The sequence below is a fragment of the Flavobacterium gossypii genome (assembly GCF_014138495.1).
GTDB classification, from domain to species: Bacteria; Bacteroidota; Bacteroidia; order Flavobacteriales; family Flavobacteriaceae; genus Flavobacterium; species Flavobacterium endophyticum.
Genome location: NZ_JACJIS010000001.1, coordinates 853,182 through 871,815 on the forward strand (window position 1 = coordinate 853,182; position 18,634 = coordinate 871,815).

16 protein-coding genes and 2 tRNA genes are annotated in these 18,634 nt (G+C 38.1%); 12 read left to right on the forward strand and 6 right to left on the reverse strand.

What is annotated here, in order from left to right; translation table 11 throughout:
• The first annotated feature begins 12 nt into the window (after positions 1-12).
• Positions 13-429, forward strand: coding sequence for a VOC family protein (locus GGR22_RS04120; RefSeq protein ID WP_182492668.1), 417 nt, complete (start codon positions 13-15; stop codon positions 427-429).
• A 64-nt stretch (positions 430-493) separates the two neighbouring features.
• Here the strand turns inward: GGR22_RS04120 and alaS are convergent, their stop codons facing one another.
• Complete coding sequence (gene alaS, locus GGR22_RS04125; protein WP_182492669.1) at positions 494-3,130, reverse strand: alanine--tRNA ligase; 2,637 nt, start codon at positions 3,128-3,130, stop codon at positions 494-496.
• Positions 3,131-3,363: 233 nt separating this feature from the next.
• On the opposite strand from alaS, the gene GGR22_RS04130 reads away from it, so the two are divergent.
• From GGR22_RS04130 to GGR22_RS04150, 5 genes are read left to right on the forward strand one after another with little or no spacing between them, the layout of a single operon-like run.
• Positions 3,364-4,341, forward strand: coding sequence for a M23 family metallopeptidase (locus GGR22_RS04130; RefSeq protein WP_121375096.1), 978 nt, complete (start codon positions 3,364-3,366; stop codon positions 4,339-4,341).
• On the forward strand, positions 4,341-4,673 hold the full coding sequence (locus GGR22_RS04135; protein ID WP_121375097.1) for a MerR family transcriptional regulator: 333 nt from the start codon (positions 4,341-4,343) through the stop codon (positions 4,671-4,673). The genes GGR22_RS04130 and GGR22_RS04135 overlap by 1 nt, the downstream gene beginning before the upstream one ends.
• Positions 4,674-4,731: 58 nt before the next feature.
• A complete protein-coding gene (locus GGR22_RS04140; RefSeq protein ID WP_182492670.1) occupies positions 4,732-5,319 on the forward strand; it encodes a LemA family protein in 588 nt (195 codons plus the stop codon).
• Between the two features lie 13 nt (positions 5,320-5,332).
• On the forward strand, positions 5,333-5,770 hold the full coding sequence (locus tag GGR22_RS04145; RefSeq protein WP_182492671.1) for a TPM domain-containing protein: 438 nt from the start codon (positions 5,333-5,335) through the stop codon (positions 5,768-5,770).
• Positions 5,771-6,583: a TPM domain-containing protein gene (locus GGR22_RS04150; protein WP_182492672.1), complete on the forward strand. Its 813-nt coding sequence runs from the start codon at positions 5,771-5,773 to the stop codon at positions 6,581-6,583.
• Between the two features lie 66 nt (positions 6,584-6,649).
• Here the strand turns inward: GGR22_RS04150 and GGR22_RS04155 are convergent, their stop codons facing one another.
• The 3 genes from GGR22_RS04155 to der form a co-directional block, all read right to left on the reverse strand.
• Positions 6,650-8,104 (reverse strand): glycoside hydrolase family 30 protein, encoded by a 1,455-nt coding sequence (locus GGR22_RS04155; protein WP_121375101.1) that lies wholly within the window; start codon positions 8,102-8,104, stop codon positions 6,650-6,652.
• 65 nt (positions 8,105-8,169) lie between these two features.
• A complete protein-coding gene (locus GGR22_RS04160) occupies positions 8,170-10,962 on the reverse strand; it encodes an outer membrane beta-barrel protein (RefSeq protein ID WP_182492673.1) in 2,793 nt (930 codons plus the stop codon).
• Between the two features lie 204 nt (positions 10,963-11,166).
• Positions 11,167-12,477 (reverse strand): ribosome biogenesis GTPase Der, encoded by a 1,311-nt coding sequence (gene der / locus GGR22_RS04165; RefSeq protein ID WP_121376221.1) that lies wholly within the window; start codon positions 12,475-12,477, stop codon positions 11,167-11,169.
• Between the two features lie 160 nt (positions 12,478-12,637).
• Between der and GGR22_RS04170 the strand changes: the two genes are divergently transcribed.
• Positions 12,638-13,132, forward strand: a complete 495-nt coding sequence (locus tag GGR22_RS04170) for a hypothetical protein (protein ID WP_182492674.1) — start codon at positions 12,638-12,640, stop codon at positions 13,130-13,132.
• Here GGR22_RS04170 and era read toward each other — a convergent pair whose 3' ends face one another.
• The gene (gene era, locus GGR22_RS04175) at positions 13,133-14,017 is read right to left on the reverse strand and encodes a GTPase Era (RefSeq protein WP_121375104.1); all 885 of its coding nucleotides are present in this window, start codon (positions 14,015-14,017) and stop codon (positions 13,133-13,135) included.
• A 117-nt stretch (positions 14,018-14,134) separates the two neighbouring features.
• On the opposite strand from era, the gene GGR22_RS04180 reads away from it, so the two are divergent.
• The 4 genes from GGR22_RS04180 (at position 14,135) to GGR22_RS04195 (ending at position 16,454) form a co-directional block, all read left to right on the forward strand.
• Positions 14,135-14,207 (forward strand) — tRNA-Met (locus tag GGR22_RS04180).
• Positions 14,208-14,265: 58 nt separating this feature from the next.
• Positions 14,266-14,338, forward strand: a tRNA-Met gene (locus GGR22_RS04185).
• Between the two features lie 333 nt (positions 14,339-14,671).
• Positions 14,672-15,805: a helix-turn-helix domain-containing protein gene (locus GGR22_RS04190; protein ID WP_246336911.1), complete on the forward strand. Its 1,134-nt coding sequence runs from the start codon at positions 14,672-14,674 to the stop codon at positions 15,803-15,805.
• Positions 15,806-15,893: 88 nt separating this feature from the next.
• On the forward strand, positions 15,894-16,454 hold the full coding sequence (locus GGR22_RS04195) for a porin family protein (RefSeq protein ID WP_182492676.1): 561 nt from the start codon (positions 15,894-15,896) through the stop codon (positions 16,452-16,454).
• Positions 16,455-16,519: 65 nt separating this feature from the next.
• Here GGR22_RS04195 and GGR22_RS04200 read toward each other — a convergent pair whose 3' ends face one another.
• Entirely contained in the window at positions 16,520-17,461 is a 942-nt protein-coding gene (locus tag GGR22_RS04200) for an NADP-dependent oxidoreductase (RefSeq protein WP_182492677.1), read from the reverse strand.
• A gap of 65 nt (positions 17,462-17,526) precedes the next feature.
• Between GGR22_RS04200 and GGR22_RS04205 the strand changes: the two genes are divergently transcribed.
• Complete coding sequence (locus tag GGR22_RS04205) at positions 17,527-18,384, forward strand: AraC family transcriptional regulator (RefSeq protein WP_246336912.1); 858 nt, start codon at positions 17,527-17,529, stop codon at positions 18,382-18,384.
• Positions 18,385-18,634: the final 250 nt, after the last annotated feature.

Here is an 18,634-nt window from a genome sequence, read left to right on the forward strand (position 1 = left end):
AAAAATAAAGACATGGCAAAAGAATTTTGGGTCAATCTTCCCGTAAAAGAGATAAGCAAATCAAGAGCATTTTTCAAAGCAATTGGCTTTACAGAGAACGCGCAGTTTAGTGAAAATCCTACCATGGCCTCCTTTTTCTTAGGAGACAAGAACGTAGTCGTTAACTTCTTTCCCGAAGCCCTTTTTAAGAGCTTTAGCAATACTGAAATTGCAGACACAGCAAAAGGCACCGAAGCCCTCTTTTCTATCGATGCACAGTCTCCCGCCGAAGTAGACGAAGTCGCGAATAAAGCAGTAGCAGCCGGAGCAAAATTATATGCAAACCCAGGCGAGAAAGACGGCTGGATGTACGGCTGCGGTTTCAGCGACCTCGACGGCCACCGCTGGAACGTACTCTATATGGATTTTAGCAAAATGCCAAAACAATAAACCTACTACCAATAAAAAAGCCACAACTAACTGTTGTGGCTTTTTTTATATTCAGACGAATTTTCTATTTCACAAAATCTTTCGCTTTCTCTAAAGCCTCTGGAATGCCTCCAGCGTTCTTTCCTCCCGCAGTCGCAAAGAAAGGCTGTCCGCCCCCGCCGCCTTGGATGTATTTACCCAACTCCCGTACGACCTGTCCAGCGTTCAAGTTCTTTTCGGCTACCAGCTCTTTCGAGATATAGCATGTCAGCATCGGTTTTCCTTCCTCTGCGGTAGCCAGTACTAAGAAAAGATTGTTTCCAAGAGTTCCCAATTCATAAGCCAGATCTTTAGCCCCTTCCTGATTCAGATCGACCTGTTTTGCTAAGAATTTAATACCATTGATTTCCTCTATTTCTGAAGCCAATTCCCCTTTCAGGTTTTTCGCTTTTTCTTTCAATAAAGCTTCAAGCTGTTTTTTCAGCCTAGCATTCTCTTCCTGCAACGAAACCACTGCCTTGATAGAATCCTGCGGATTTTTCAATGTCTCTTTTATCTCTTTCAGCGTATTTTCCTGCGAAGCAAAAAATTCTTTTACGCCTTCATTCGTAATCGCTTCGATACGGCGTATTCCTGCCGCAACAGCACCTTCGCTCACGATCTTGAAGTACCAGATGTCTGCCGTGTTTTTCACGTGGATACCGCCGCAAAGCTCCATGCTTTCTCCGAATTTTATCGCTCTTACGTTATCGCCATACTTCTCTCCGAACAAAGCCATAGCGCCTTCTTCCACAGCCTGCTTGAACGGAATGCTTCTTCTTTCGATCAGCGGCAATTGCTCTTGGATTCGTGCATTGACAAAATCCTCCACTTCCTTTAATTCTTCATCCGTCACTTTAGCAAAATGCGAAAAGTCAAAACGAAGATGGTTTGGCGCCACCAAAGAACCCTTTTGTTCCACATGCGTTCCTAACACATGTCGCAAGGCTTGGTGCAATAAGTGAGTAGCCGAGTGATTGCTCGCCGATTCGCTTCGTAATTTTGTATTGACCAGCGCCATGAATTTCCCTTCTGGATTCTCCGGAAGTTCTTTTGCAAAGTGCAAGATCAAGTTATTTTCTTTTTTCGTATCGATGATTTCGATCGCCTGATTAGGCGTAAATAACGTTCCTTTATCACCAACCTGACCTCCGCCTTCTGGATAAAAAGGCGTAGCATCTAAAACAATCTGGTATAATTTACCGTCCTTTTTAGAATCTACTTTTCTATATCTCGTAATCTTGACTTCTTTTTCTACTTCGTCATATCCTACGAAAGTTTCCGTATTTCCATCTACCAAAATCGTCCAATCGTCTGTAGAAGTTTCTGATGCCGCGCGCGAACGATCTTTCTGCTTTTGCAATTCGACATCGAACTCTTTTTCGTTATACGACATTCCTTTCTCTTTCAAGATCAAGGCTGTCAAATCTTTCGGGAAACCAAACGTATCATACAATTCAAATGCCTTAGCACCTGAAACCTCTTGTCCTTTAGTTTCTTTCACTACGTTTTCAAGCAACTGTAATCCCTGGTCTAACGTTCTCAAGAAAGAATTCTCTTCTTCTTTGATGACATTCGTAACCAAATTCTGCTGTGTCTTGATTTCCGGGAAGAATTCGCCCATCTGGTTGGCTAAAACAGCCACCAATTTATAAATGAACGGCTCTTTCGTATTCAAGAAAGTAAATCCGTAACGGATAGCACGACGCAAAATTCTTCGGATTACATAACCCGCACCCGTATTCGAAGGCAGCTGTCCGTCAGCAATCGCAAAAGCAACGGCACGAACGTGATCCACGATAACGCGGATTGCAATATTCGTCTTGTTTTGCTCTTCGCTTATATCCTTAACTTCGTTGGAAGTATACTTGTAACCTGTAATTTTCTCAACTTCTTCAATCAATGGTGTAAAGACATCCGTATCATAATTAGACGTTACGCCTTGCAAGGCCATGCACAAGCGCTCAAATCCCATACCCGTATCCACGTGCTGCGCTGGCAATTTCTCAAGAGAACCATCCGCTTTACGGTTGAATTCCATAAAAACGTTATTCCAGATTTCCACTACTTGAGGATGGTCATTATTGACCAAGCTTTTTCCTGAAACCTTTGCTTTCTCTGCCTCGCTTCGTAAATCCACATGAATTTCCGAACACGGTCCGCATGGTCCCTGCTCACCCATTTCCCAGAAATTATCTTTCTTATTCCCAAGAATGATGCGGTCTTCATCAACCAACGTTTTCCAGATGTCCCAAGCCTCTTGGTCAAACGGCACGTTCTCGGCAGGATTACCTTCAAAAACAGAAACGTACAAATTCTCTTTCGGAATTTTATAAACTTCTGTCAGCAATTGCCAAGCCCAGTTGATGGCTTCTTTTTTGAAATAATCGCCAAAGCTCCAGTTCCCCAACATTTCGAACATCGTATGGTGGTAGGTATCAAAGCCAACATCCTCCAAATCGTTATGTTTTCCAGAAACACGCAGGCATTTTTGAGTATCTGCAATCCTTTTGCTTTTCGGTACGGCATTCCCTAAAAAATATTCCTTGAACTGGGCCATCCCAGAATTGTTAAACATCAAGGTCGGGTCGTCTTTGAGCACGATTGGCGCAGAAGGCACGATCAAATGGCCGCGTTCTTCGAAAAATTGTAAAAATTGCTTTCTGATATCCTGTGATTTCATCTGAAATTGGGTTTTATGATCTTTAAGTTAGGATTCAACGCTTTAGGAAGCCATCGTACCCTTCACTATTTTAAAATTGCTTTTCTAAAAAATAAATAAGGCGAACCAATGAAACATTTATTAAATTTGTTCGTCTAACAATGTAACCGTTTGTAATTTATTCTTACGTACAACTGGTTATAAAGTTATAACTTTAGTTATACAAAAAGTGCAAAAGTAGCATATTTTAAAATATGAAGAAGGTAAAATATTATTACGATACCGAAAATTTAGCCTACCGAAAAATCAAGCCGAAGAAAGGACAAAAATTAGGCGTAATTGCCTTATTTTTATTAGCTTCCGGATTGTTTGGGTTCTTGTGTTTCGTAATCTTGATTAATACCCCGTTCTTTGAAACGCCTAAAGACCGATTGCAAGCGCGAGAAATCGAAAATATGAAAATCAACTACGCCATCCTGAACAAAAAGATGGACCAGATTGACGAAGTTTTAGAAAATGTTGCCGAACGCGATAACAATTTATACCGTGTCTATTTTAACTCTTCGCCTATTCCAGAAGAACAGCGAAAAGCAGGCTTTGGTGGTGTCAATCGCTATAAAGCTCTTGAAGGATATGACAATTCCGAACTCGTTGTCAGTACGACAAAACGCGTCGATGTCATATCAAAAGAATTAGTAATCCAGTCCAAATCTTTAGATGAAATCTTGAAATTAGCGAAAGAAAAAGAAAAATTATTATCTGCAATTCCAGCCATACAGCCTGTCAAGAATGAACAGCTAAAACAGATGGCTTCTGGGTTTGGATATAGAAGCGACCCGTTTACGAAAATCAGGAAGTTTCATGCCGGGATGGATTTTTCAGCTAAAACCGGAACTCCGATTTATGCTACAGGAGATGGCGTTGTTGAACGCGCCGACAATACCGCGTCAGGTTATGGAAACCATATCGTAATTCGGCACGGATTTGGATATGAAACTTTATACGGACATTTAAGCAAATACAAAGTAAGAGCCGGACAGCATGTGAAACGAGGCGATATCATCGGATATGTAGGAAGCACTGGACGTTCCGAAGCACCGCATTTGCATTATGAAGTGCATAAAAACGGAGAAGTCGTGAACCCTTTGAATTTTTATTACGGAAATATTTCGGCGGCAGAATTTGCAGCCATATCAAAATTAGCGAACCAAGAAAACCAATCTTTAGATTAATGCATTTAGACTTATCGCCAGACAAAAGATATTACAGCATTGGAGAATTAGCCAAGGCATTTGACGTGAACGCTTCGCTTATCCGCTTTTGGGACAAAGAATTCGACATCCTTAAACCCAAAAAAAATGCAAAAGGCAACCGCATGTTTACGCCCGAAGACGTAAAAAACCTCCAGCTGATTTATCACTTGGTTAAAGAACGCGGCTTTACGCTCGACGGTGCCAAAACGCATTTAAAAGAAGGCCAGAAAAAGACATTGGATAAATTTGAGATTATCAGCAAATTGGAATCAATAAAAATGCAGCTGACCAACATTAAAAACGAATTATAGCGTTACGCTTTAGTAAATAGAAAACAAATCAATAAATAAACTCTAAAAACAAAAACAAATGAGAAAATGGATTATTATCGGGGTGATTTTAGTTGTAATCTTCGGAATCTACAGCTGGGCTAAGGGAATCAACAATACGGCTGTTTCTCTAAATGAAAACATCAGAGAAGCTTGGGGGAATGTGGAAACTTCTTACCAAAGAAGAAACGACCTTATCGGAAACCTAGTAAACACTGTAAAAGGTGCTGCAGATTTTGAGAAAGGAACGTTGACAGCTGTTATCGAAGCACGTTCGAAAGCAACTTCAACTACAGTTGATCCAAGCAATATCACGCCAGAACAATTAGCAGAATTCAGCAAAGCACAAAGCGGTGTATCTTCTGCCTTATCAAGATTATTGGTAACTGTTGAAGCCTACCCAGAATTAAAAGCAAACCAGAATTTCTTGAAATTGCAAGATGAATTGGCTAGTACTGAAAATCAGATTTTAACAGCTAGAACTAGATTCAATGAAGCCGTTAAACCGTATAACAATCACGTCTTGACTTTCCCAAATTCTATATTTGCAGGAATGTTCGGATTTAAAGAAAAAGCGTATTTCGAAGCAGCAGAAGGCGCTGAAAAACCTGTAGAAGTAAAATTCTAAAAACAAAAACTCAATGTCAAAAGTAGAAGATTTCCTAACTCCAGAAGAGGAGAGCGAGATTGTGAAAGCCATTTCGCAAGCCGAAAAAAACACTTCGGGAGAAATAAGAGTCCACATTGAAAATCATAATGAAAAACCTCCGCTCGAAAGAGCCCAGGAGGTTTTTAATTTTTTGGGTATGGACAATACGTTGATGCGAAACGGCGTACTGTTTTATGTAGGCGTTTCAGACCATACCTTTGCCATAATAGGCGACGAAGGGATTCACAAGGTAGTTGAAGAGGATTTCTGGGACTGTACGAAAGACACCGTTATTTCTCATTTCAAAGAAAAGAAATACAAAGACGGGTTGGTTGCCGGAATTTTAAGAGCCGGTGAAAGATTACAGCAGTATTTTCCTTTTAGCAGTGACGACTCTAATGAATTATCTAACGAAATATCTAAAGGATAAATGAAACTTTTCTCTATAAAAAAAACTTATTCCTTATCCTTTCTTTTAGTACTGCTCATTCAGGTTGTTGGATATTCGCAGTTTAATATTCCGCCCAAACCTGATTTCCAGACTAGCGTATATGATTATGCTAAAATTCTGAGCAACTCTGAAAAAACGGATTTGGAAGCAAAGCTTATTCGCTATTCCGATTCAACAACTACGCAGATTGTAGTCGTTACCGTTGAAACTATAAATGGCGAAGATATCGGCCTGCTGGCTCCTAAATGGGGGCACGCTTGGGGCGTTGGACAAGCAAAAGAAGACAACGGTGTTTTTATCCTTTTGGCAGTAAAAGAAAGAAAAATTTGGATTGCGCCAGGCTATGGCGTTGAAGACCGTCTGACAGCAGGAATTACTGGAGAATTGACCCGAAATATAATCATTCCCGAATTTAAAGCGGGGAGTTATTATAGAGGGCTAGACAAAGGCGCAGACGCTATTTTTGATGTCTTAAAAGGAAAATACAAAGGAACGCGGAAACAAGACAAAGAAGAATCTAACCCGGGAGGGCTGATCTTTTTTATAATTATTTTTATCGTGATCATCGTTATCATTTCTAAAAATAAAAATAACAGAAACGGAGGCAATCGCGGAGGCGGATTAGACCTCTCCGACATTATTATCTTGAGCAGCTTGGGCCGTGGCTTTGGCGGAGGTTCTTCCGGAGGAGGCTTTGGCAGCGGTGGTGGTTTTGGTGGCGGAGGCGGTGGCTTCGGTGGAGGTTTCGGCGGCGGCGGCTTTAGTGGCGGCGGCGCTGGAGGAAGCTGGTAACATCTATATCATAAAACAAAAAAGACTGCAAATTGCAGTCTTTTTTTATAGCTAAATCGTTCTAAATTAATACAACAACGTTTGGATGGCATGAGCCGGAATCACGACTTCTGATTCTGATTCGTTTACAAACAATTTATACTTTATTTCATTATCTGATTGGTTCATCACGACAGTTACCATTTCTCCGTTAGCATTTTGGAATGAAGTGCTCAACAATTGGCTTCTGCTGGCAGCCGTGCTTACTCTTTTTGCCTCTGGGCGAATAAATTTTGAGAAATGCCCGATGTAATAATATGATGGCGTATAAATCAATTTTCCAGCAGCTATATCCCCATGGATTGGCGCAAAACAGAAATTAGAAACATGGTTGGGCCCTCCTTTTTCATCTAAAAGAATATTCCAATCAGTCCAAGCAACGGTTCCATTGTTGAAATCATTGATCATATTGATTCCGTAACGCTCAGCATTCGCCCAAAATTGATAACGCGCTGGATTAAAAGCTTCGATACAACCTTCGGTAAACATTAGTTTTTTATCCGGAAATGAGTCGGCAACTAGTTTTACATTATCAAACATCGGCTTGCCGCCATTCCAAGTTTCATACCAGTGAAAACCCATTCCCCATGCATATTTCGATGCTTCAGGATCTGAATAAATAGTATTGGCACGCTGTACCATCAAATCTCTGTTGTGGTCCCAAACGACTATTTTTTTATTTTCGAAGCCATTCTTTTCCATCGTAGGCCCAAGGTATTTTTTCAAGAAATCTCTTTCTTCTTCTGCCGTAAAAATACAAGATTCCCATGTCTGGGTTGCCATTGGCTCATTTTGCACGGTTATTCCCCAAATCGGAATCCCTTCCTTTTCATAGGCCTTAATGAATTTCACATAATAATTTGCCCAAGCCTGATAAAATTCTGGAGCCAATTTACCGCCTTTCAGCATGCTTTTCGAATCTTTCATAAAAGCTGGCGGGCTCCAAGGACTTGCATATAGCGTCATCTCTTTTCCGGCAGCTTTCAGCGCTTCTTTGATTAAAGGAATCCTGAACTTTTTATCGTGATCGATCGAAAACGACTTTAATTCTTTGTCATTTTCATCGACATAGGTATAGCTCGCACTGCTAAAATCAGAACTGTGGATGGTCGTCCTGATTAAAGAATAGCCAATACCTTTTTCCTTGCTGTAATAGGCGTTCAAGAATTCTTTCTGCTGCTCTTTTGTAAGCTTTGCATACACTTCGGCGCTGGCATCTGTAATAGCCCCGCCAATTCCCATAAAAGTCTGGAATTGCTTGTTCGGATTTACAAAAACCGAAACTTCGTTTTCTAAAGGTTGTTTTGAAGGCCTGAATTCAAGATTTGTTGCTGATGGTGACAGCCTCAACTCGGTATTTTCTGCCGTGGTATACACCTTGATTTTTTTTCCGCTTGCTGAAAATGGCTTGTTCTTCGAATTCTGGCTGAATCCGGCAAAACAAGTCAGCGCCAACAAGACACTTACTACTTTTTTTCTCATTTGAATATTTAATTTTGGTTTGCTAATTTACCAAATTGAATATTAAAATTTCTTAAAAGCTGTCCTTAAAAGCCAAAACCGCCTTCCTCTTTTTTCTTTCCTCCAAATTTTTCAATCTTATACGTCAGCGAGAACATGGCATACCTTTTCAAAACCGTATTTTGGATATCCTGAATCGATTCTGGATTGATATACCTTACGGCACTTTGATTCTGATTCAGTACATCATATACTTTTACTTTAAACAGTAGTTTGTCGTCCATAAAATTATAGCCTAAACTGGTATTTAGGAGGTAGAAGTCTTTTTTATAGCCATCCGAAATATTCGAATTGTAAGTATATCCGAAGTCATTCCCGAAAACAAAATGCTTTGGCCAATGGCTCGTTGTCTGTACCTTGAAGTTATGAGTAAAATTAGAAGAGCTTTTTACCGAATAATTCGTGTAATCTGTCATATTTAAAGAATAGGTGTACGATGGCTCGATTGTCAGCAATTCGCCATAATCCCATCCTACGCTAACTTGTTGTTCGAGGGTAACTCCTCTTGCTTCGTACAAGGCATTATTTGTCAATCCTTTGTTTAGATTAAAGTTTGTGTTGGCGCCTAAACTAAACCTAAATGTATTTTGTTCTTTTTTTATAGACTTGCTCCAATTCAAACCTCCATAGCTATAATACGTATCATTTATGTTCTGGTAGTCCGCTCGATTTATCAAATCAGTAGGATTGAAAACTCTTGAAAAAACAATCTGCTGTTCGTAATAATTAAATCCTGCGTACAGATAAAAACCTGATTTCGAAGCGTAGTCGTAGTTGTTGAAATTCAAATGAAAATTATGGTTTTTTGTCGGCTTCAAATTCGGATTACCCGTAACTTGATACAACGGATCCGTCAAATCGACAACTGGAAGGATCTGCGCTGCTGTAGGCAATTGAACATCAAAATTATAGTTTATATACAACGATTTTGATTTGGAAATCCTATAATTGAACCAAGCGTTTGCAGACGGATACACATAATTTTTATCTATGTTGCTTGTCGTTCCATTATACAGCGACGTATTTTCCATAGTGATGACTTTCGTACCGAGCGTAATTCCTCCTGCATATTTGTTCTTTCTTAGGCTCAAGGAAGCATTCGGATTCAGCGTGCGTGTCTTTGACATGAGATTATAAGAAAGTAGGTTATTAAACTCAGAATACTGACCAGAGGCTTCATTCAGATTGAAGGTCGATTTGCCATTGTCATACTCTTTCCACTCATAGGAGGTCCTGACTGTCAATGTCAAAGAATCCGTTATCGGTTCTGAATATCCTATTCGGGTATAATAGGTATTATCTTTTATGTCGTCGAATACTCTTTGGCGGCGAATATCCTCTGTCCTGTCGGGATCTTGAAAGAAATAGGTCTCAGAGTTTGTGATATTGTCCCTGTCATTACTTTTATTGGTATTGTTAAACGTAAAACCAAAGTTTCTTCCTTTCTTCTTAAACCTTTTGTGAAGGTACATTTCGTTTCCGAAACTAGACGACGCGTTGTTAGTCTTTGCAGAGTTGGTGCTTTCGTTCACCAAACCTAAATTATTAGTTGAAGATTGTTCCGAGAAATCTTTCGAAATCGAATTGCTTTTCACCAAACTTGGACGTACAGACAGCGTCAATAATGAGTCGATTTTATACTCAAATTCAAGATTAAAATTATGTCCGTCACTTGTTTTTCGTGTCGTACCTTTTGATTCTGTTATAAAAGTGCTGTTCGTTCCGTCTTCAGATGTTAGAAGATTTTCCGTCCTGCTTCGAGTATCGTTATCGGTTTTGGAATTGGTGTAAAAATAACTTCCGTTAGGCTCCAATTTCTTGAACCATTCATCGGCAAAATTAAGGCCTATCATGCTCGACTGCGTAATTCCTTCATTGCCGCCGCCGAAATTCATCCCGTCTATTCCAAACGAACCATTGCCATTTACATATGTATTTCGCCCGCCGCCCATGGCATCGAAAATTTCGTCCATGGAAAAGCCTACTGAATTGATATTATTTGAAGAAGCCAGTACGCTGATTTTCTGCTTGTCCTTGAAATAATTTACAAGACCGCTGGATTCGTATCTTTTATCCGTTCCATAACCGCCCGTAAATTTCCCAAACAAACCTTTATTCTTGTCTTCTTGGATTGTAATGTTGATACTTTTGTTATTGGAACTTGCGCCATCGCCGGACAATTTTTCTTCTTTAGTTTTCGTATCCGAAACTTGAATTTTGTCAATGATTTCCGAAGGAAGGTTTTTTATGGCTACTTTTCCATCTTTCCCAAAAAACGATTTCCCATTCACGAGAAATTCGTTTACCTCTTTTCCGTTTACCTTGATCTTTCCGTCCTTGTCAATTTCCACTCCTGGAAGCTCTTTTAGTAAAGCTTCTACATTGGAATCAGGACGAACCTTAAACGAAGAGGCATTAAATTCTAACGTATCGTTTTTGATTCGGATTGGCGGTGCTTCGCTTACGATAACAACTTCTCCTAAATTTGTGACAGCGTCAGAAACAAAAACATCGCCCAAGTCGATATCCGATGTCAATTTTGGATATTCCTTTTCCCAAGTCTGATAGCCCAAAGAGGCTACCTTCACTATAAAAGGCTGATTGATTTTTTTGACTGTAATTAAAAAGTTGCCGTTCTTGTTTGTAATCGTATAATCAATTACTGTGGAGTCTTTTGCAGAAGTAATATAGACCGTTGCTGATTCAATCGGCTTATTCACTTCTTTACTGATTGCTTTTCCTTTGATTGTAAAAGAATTTTGCCCAAATGCTGCATACGAAAGCAGGGCAAAGAGAACATGGAGGATGATTCTTGGCATTAAGTTAGTTTTTTGATTGATGATTGTAAGAAAATAAAACTGCGAATTACAACTTTTATTGTCAAAAGAAATAATTTCTTACATAATTTTTAACAAACTGTATAAAAAACCTCACATTCAAAAATAACTCAAAGATTTTTTGTATGGACAAAAAAAAAGGACTGCTAGAAAGCAATCCCTTAGTTTGTTTAAAATTTTAAACTATTATTTTTCTCTGATGTAAATATCAATTGGCACTCCTGAGAAATCCCAGTTTTCACGGATTTTATTTTCTAAGAATCGTTTGTAGGGTTCTTTTACATATTGCGGCAGGTTGGCAAAAAACACAAACTGTGGCGTAGGCGTTGGCAACTGCATGCAGAATTTGATTTTCACATACTTCCCTTTTAAGGCTGGCGGCGGATAATTTTCTATGATTTTCAGCATGTGGTCATTGAATTTTGAAGTTGCGATTCGCTGCTTTCTGCTTTCAAAAACTTTTACCGTTTCTTCCAACGCCTTCAACAAACGTTGTTTTGTCAAAGCCGAAGTAAAGATAATCGGCACGTCTGTAAACGGCATTAATTCTTTGCGGATTTTTGCTTCGTATTCTTTTGTCGACATGGTATCTTTTTCAACCAAGTCCCATTTATTGACTAAAATAACAACACCTTTTCTATTTTTCTCGGCGAGCCAGAAGATATTCTGATCCTGTCCTTCAAATCCTCTTGTAGCATCAATTATCAAGATACAGACATCAGAATGCTCAATCGCACGAACAGAACGCATTACAGAATAAAATTCTAAATCTTCTTTTACTTTTGCCTTGCGTCGGATTCCCGCCGTATCGACTAAATTGAATTCAAATCCAAAACGGTCAAATTTGGTATCGATTGCATCACGAGTAGTTCCTGCAATATCAGTCACGATATATCTATCTTTTCCAATCAAGGCATTGATAAAGCTTGATTTTCCTGCGTTCGGACGGCCAACAACTGCAAAACGAGGCAATTCTAGCTCTTCTTTTGTAGGCTCTGGTTTTTCAGGAAACGCTTCAATCAATGCATCTAACAATTCTCCTGTTCCACTGCCCGAAATACTGGCAAACGTATAATAATCTCCCAATCCAAGGTTATAGAACTCAACCGCATCTTTTTCGCGCATGGCGTTATCCACCTTATTTACGGCAAGCAACACTGGCTTTGTTACTTTACGAAGCAATTTCGCGACAGCATCATCCATCGGCGTAATACCTTCTTCTACATCTACGACAAAAATAATAACGTCGGCCTCATCGATTGCCAATTCGACCTGCTTTCTGATTTCGCCTTCAAAAACGTCTTCAGAACCGCGAACATAACCGCCAGTGTCAATAACAGAAAACTCTTTTCCATTCCATTCGCTTTTCCCGTAATTTCTGTCACGGGTAACACCCGATACAGAATCTACGATAGCTTCTCTTCTTTGAATCAACCTATTAAAAAGTGTTGACTTTCCTACATTTGGCCTTCCGACAATGGCAACGATATTGTTCATATTATTTTTTGAAATATTTTGCAAAGGTACGTTTTTTGTTTCAAGTAAAAAGTGTAAAGTTAAAGGTTGTTGTTTTGGCCTCATTTCTAGACAGAGGTTTAACGACAATTTAGCATTTTCATCAAAATAAAAACAGTAATTTGGTGTTATAGATTTCAAGATGGATTTTGATAAAAACATAAAGCTTCGCCCTAAATTTGAGCAGTTTTCACCAAAGACAATTGATGAAATCAAATTGTCGTATGAAAAAGTGAAAACGTTCGAATCGGAAGATTTTAAATTTAAAGATGCTGGAAACCACATCTGGCTGGGCGTTGGATTGTTCCGAAGAGAATACTGGTCGCCATCACTTCACATCGAATTAGATACGTATGAAGACGGCAGAACCTACGTAAAAGGAATGTTTGGACCTGACCCTGTCTTATGGTTTATCTTTTTGGCCATGCACTTTATTGTCGGCGGGTTGTTTATCCTTTTCGGAATTATTGCTTATTCGAAATGGACATTTTCACAGTCAAATGAATTTGACTTAGTCGTGATGTTCGCGCTTCTGAATGCTTGGCTTCTGCTCTATTTTATCGCACGACTAAACAGAAAAAAAGGAGCTACCCAAATGCGGGAACTCCTTTCACTAGCCAATAAAATTATTGCCTGATTATCTATTATTGTAGCCGAATCGTTTTAGCTGATACGCGCTATTTCTCCAGTCTTTGTTGACTTTCACATACAATTCAATATGAATCTGCTTTCCGAAGAACTTTTCTAAATCTTCTCGCGACTGCATTCCTACTTTCTTCAATGCAAGGCCTTTGTGTCCGATAATGATTCCTTTTTGCGTATCGCGTTCGACCATGATTACCGAACGGATTCGGATGATATTTTCATCTTCTAAAAATTCTTCTGTCTCTATTTCTACAGAGTATGGGATTTCTTTTTCGTAATTGATCAAGATTTTCTCACGAATGGTTTCATTCACAAAGAAACGTTCGGGCTTGTCTGTTAAAGCATCTTTTGGATAAAAAGGTGGCGATTCTGGCAAAAGATCAATGATTCTAGCAAAAACTTCTTTTACATTAAAATTTTCCAGCGCCGAAATAGGATGGATTTCTGCATTAGGTACTTTTTCTTTCCAAAGCGCAATCTGTTCTTCCAATTGATCTTGGTTCGATTTATCAATCTTATTCAAAAGCAATAATACCGGAATCTTCGCATGGATGATCTTATTAAAAAAAGCTTCATCTTTTAGTTCTTTCTCGCCTATTTCGACCATGTAGATTAAAATATCGGCATCTTCAAAAGCAGATTTCACGAAATCCATCATCGAAGACTGCAGTTCATAAGCTGGTTTGATAATTCCGGGCGTATCCGAAAGCACGACTTGAAAATCTTCTCCATTTACGATTCCTAAAATCCTATGGCGTGTTGTTTGTGCTTTTGACGTAATTATGGAAAGCCTTTCTCCAACAAACGCATTCATTAAGGTCGATTTTCCAACGTTAGGATTACCAATAATATTTACAAAACCTGCTTTATGTGACATCTCAAAAATAATTTATGTTGCAAAGGTAATCATATCAGTCCAATAGAAGAAATAAAACATTTTTCATAAAAACGCTTGTTTTTCAAGATAATCGTTGTAAATTTGCACCCGAAACATCGCGGGATAGAGCAGTAGGTAGCTCGTCGGGCTCATAACCCGAAGGTCACTGGTTCGAGTCCAGTTCCCGCTACTAAGTTTATTGAGGTTTTGCCCAATAACAAAGACATATTGAGAATACAAACGCACATCGCGGGATAGAGCAGTAGGTAGCTCGTCGGGCTCATAACCCGAAGGTCACTGGTTCGAGTCCAGTTCCCGCTACTAAGAAAAGCTTCAGAGAAATCTGGAGCTTTTTTTGTTTTGGACTACCTGTGCCAACCAGGGAACCACTCAAAATGATTCAGATTCACATGCTGTAGACAAAATCTTAGCAACCTTATACAGTAGTATTTCAAAAGGTAGAAATCCACAAATATTTGTAACAGCCTTTACAAATCACCTTAGTTAATCATTTCTTAATCCCTTAAGAAAGTCATCAGCATTACTATAAATTCGTCTTCTTAATTCGAATAAATAAGCCATGCCTTAAAAAATGACTAATTACCATGATATCCCAAAGCAAATCTTAAAAACAACTTTTACATTAAAAAATTGATGTATACTACACTCTTAAATATTGCGATTTTTCAAGGAATAGTCTTAGGCTTGCTTATTTTAAAGTCTTCCTTATTTAATAGTAATTCAAACAAACACCTAGCCTGCTTACTATTTACACTTTCAATTCTTTTACTGAATCATGTTCTTGAGCTTGAAGGTGCCTATACTCCCTATCCTTTCCTGCACTTTATTGACGATGTCGAGTGGGCATTTCTAGTACCTGTTTTTATATTTCTGTTTATTATAAATCGGATTGACGATGCTGTAAAAAATAAACAAAAAATTTATTTGTGTTTTATTCCATTTGCCTATTCCGCTATTCTTAATATTATAAACGATCTTGATAGTGTTGCAGGAATTTATACTATACCTGAATCAGGCACTTATCTAATCCAAATACTTGGTCTGCTTCAACTTATTTTAGCTGTTACATTTATCCCCTTTCTGCTGCTTTACTCTTATTTTATGATAAGACATTTAAAAGATCCACAAGAAAAAAAATGGGTAATTATTGTATTAACCCTTGTTTCTTCATTGTTATTTGCTTGGCTTATTACCTGTCTAGCCGGCTTATTTCTTCAATATGACATTTCTTCTACTATGAGCGTTTTAGCTTTATCTGCAACGTTCATAATTCACTGGACAGCTTATATGGGCATTTACAAATACAAACTGGCCAAAAACAAAGAAGCTATTTCCAATTTTCTAAATAATGATTTGGTCATTTCGTATAACAATCTGCAAATTGTAGAAAATAGTACACCAGAAGAATACAAGGAATCTATTACCGCAGACAATCTTTATTTTCAAAAACTAGAACTTCTTTGCAAAGAGCAGCACATTTATACTGACAGCACATTAAACAGAGAAAAAGTCGCTGAAAAACTAGGCATAAGTGCGGGATATGTTTCACAAATTGTAAACACGATAACAGGAGACAATTTTGCCAATTACATTAATCAATACAGGGTCGAAGCTGTTAAGGAAATGATCTCAAATTCTGAATATGAAAACTATAATTTGTTGACGATGGGATTAGAATCCGGGTTTACTTCAAAAACGACTTTTTATAAAGCCTTTAAAAAAGCTACTGGCCAAACACCCAATGAATACAAAAACACCTGCAAATAGGTACCATTTTATACATTTTTAAGCTTTTGAAACCTTTTCTATTTTTTCTTATGTGAATTTTGGAGCTCAATAATTCAAATCACTTTTTATGAAAAAATTTTTATTACTAGCTGTTGTTACAGTTTTAGGATTTGCAAATGTCAATGCCCAAAAAATTAAATTTGGTGCTAAAGGAGGTTTAAACTTTGCCTCTATCAGTGGAGATAACACGAAAGATATTGATGCTGTAGCTGCATTTAATTTTGGTCTTTTATCAGAAATTCCTATTTCAGATAAATTTTCTTTTCAACCTGAAGTAATGTTTTCTGGTCAGGGATATAGTTTCAAGGACAATGATAATCTAGTTGCCTTAAATTATCTGAACGTTCCTTTAATGGGGAAGTATTATTTAACAAAAGGATTGAGTATTGAAGCCGGACCGCAACTTGGTTTTTTACTTTCTGCTAAAAACGAGAAGAAAGATGTAAAAGATTCGTTTAAAACTTTTGATTTCGGTGTTAATTTTGGCTTAGGCTATAAACTTGACAATGGACTTAATTTTGGCGCAAGATATAATCTGGGATTAACTGATATTAATAATTTAGATAACTCTTCTAGTAAGAACAAAAACGGAGTACTTCAAGTATCTGTTGGTTATTTCTTTTTCTAGAACTTACTAATTTCAAAAAAACCACTAATTGTTATTAGTGGTTTTTTTCATACTTTCTAACTTTCTTATTCTGAAACTTTCACGATTACTTTTCCAACACTTCTGGCCGTTTCAACATACATATGGGCATCTGCTAATTTCTCAAAAGGAAACGTTTTTGAAACATGAGCCTTAAGAATTCCTTTTTCTAAAAGAGAAGCTACTGTCTTCATGTCTTCACCGCTAGAATGTACCATAATAAAATAGCCGTCTACATTTTTTGCTTTTGCTTTTTCAACAAGCAGTTCGTTTAATCCGGATGGAATGCTAATCAACGTACCACCCGGTTTGATTACTTCTAAAGAGCGGTCGATATTGTCTCCTCCGATAGTATCCAATACAAAATCGATATCTTTTACGACATCTTCAAAAGGCTGTGCTTTATAATCCAAATGTTCGTCAGCGCCAAGCGATAACACAAAATCTTTGTTGGCCGCAGAAGACGTACCGATGACATACGCTCCAAAATGTTTCGCAATCTGCACTGCAAAATGTCCTACTCCTCCAGAGGCCGCATGAATCAGTACTCGGTCGCCTGCTTTTATCTTTGCATTCGTAATCAATGCCTGCCAAGCCGTAAGAACCGTAAGCGTTGCTGCTGCCGCTTCATCAAAAGAGATGTTCTTTGGTTTTAAAGCCAGCTGTGATGCCGGGGCCGCTACATATTCAGCATACGCTTTTCCGTGTCCTGGAAAATTAACCATTCCGAAAACCTCATCTCCCTTTTTAAAAAGTTCAGATTTAGACTCGACCACAACCCCAGAAACATCCCAACCGAGAATTATCGGACTTTCATCTTTTATTTTTCCATAAGTCCCATTTCCCTTTCGCGTCTTGATATCTACCGGATTGATACTGATTGATTTTGTTTGTATTAAAACTTCACCCTCTGTAATAGTAGGGATGGGTACTTCTGAAACAATTAAATTTTCAACTGTTCCAGGCTCTTTTAAAATTATTGCTTTCATTGTTATTGTATTTTAAAGCAAATTTATACTGATAAATTTAATACTATTGGTATAATATTTCCAAAATGCAGTACATTTGCATCATGAGAAAAGAAAATCTACATCAGCCGTTTTCCATAACTTATGTAACTTTGGATGTATGTCCGAAACAAGAACACACGCATACTTTCTTTGAACTTGTGTATATTATTTCAGGAACTGGTAAACAGTGCATCAACCAGAATAAATTTAGCTATTTCGCCGGACATATGTTTTTGATTACTCCAGAAGATTGCCATTCTTTTGAAATTGAAACGACTACTGAATTTTTATTCCTCCGCTTCAATGATATCTACATCCAAAATGGCGGCTTGCCTACCGAAAACATCAAGCGGCTTGAATATATCTTGCAGAATGCCAACCATCAGCCTGGGTGTATCTTAAAAAACCAAATCGACAAAAGCTTGGTAAAGCCAATGGTAGATGCAATCGTAAGAGAATCCATAAACGCCGATCTTTTCAACAAGGAGCTTATTCATCAATTGGTAAATACGCTTATTATTATTGTTGCCCGAAATATCGCCAAATACCTTCCGGAACAAGTAAATACCAGCACCGAAGAAAAAGCAATGGATATTCTGCAATACATCCAGAGCAATATTTACCATCCTGAAAAACTCAAAGCAGAAAACATCAGTACGAAATTCGGCATCTCAAATGCCTATCTGGGCAAATATTTCAAACGCCATACGAACGAAACCATGCAGCAGTATATTGCTACGTACAAAACCAAGCTCATCGAACACCGACTACAGTTTAGCGACAAACGCATCAACGAGATAGCAGACGAATTCGGATTTACTGACGAAAGCCATCTCAATAAGTTTTTTAGGAAACAAAAAGGAAGCAGTCCGAAAGTCTACCGAAAGACAATCAGAATGTAATTGTTAGGTAATTTACGATTTGTAAAATTTAGGATAACTAAAAAGATAATCACAAATTGAGATTCGAATTGTCTTTTCTATTCGCAAGCCAGTGCCCGCCTTAAATTCTCGTTTTTTGCCCTAATAAATATAAGCAAGAAATCAGAAAATCGCGTGCTTCATTTGTTATTAATACGTAATTTAAACTATTAAATACTAGATAGTTAGTAACTATTTTTTAATAAATACTTATTCTAAAAATCCGTTCTTC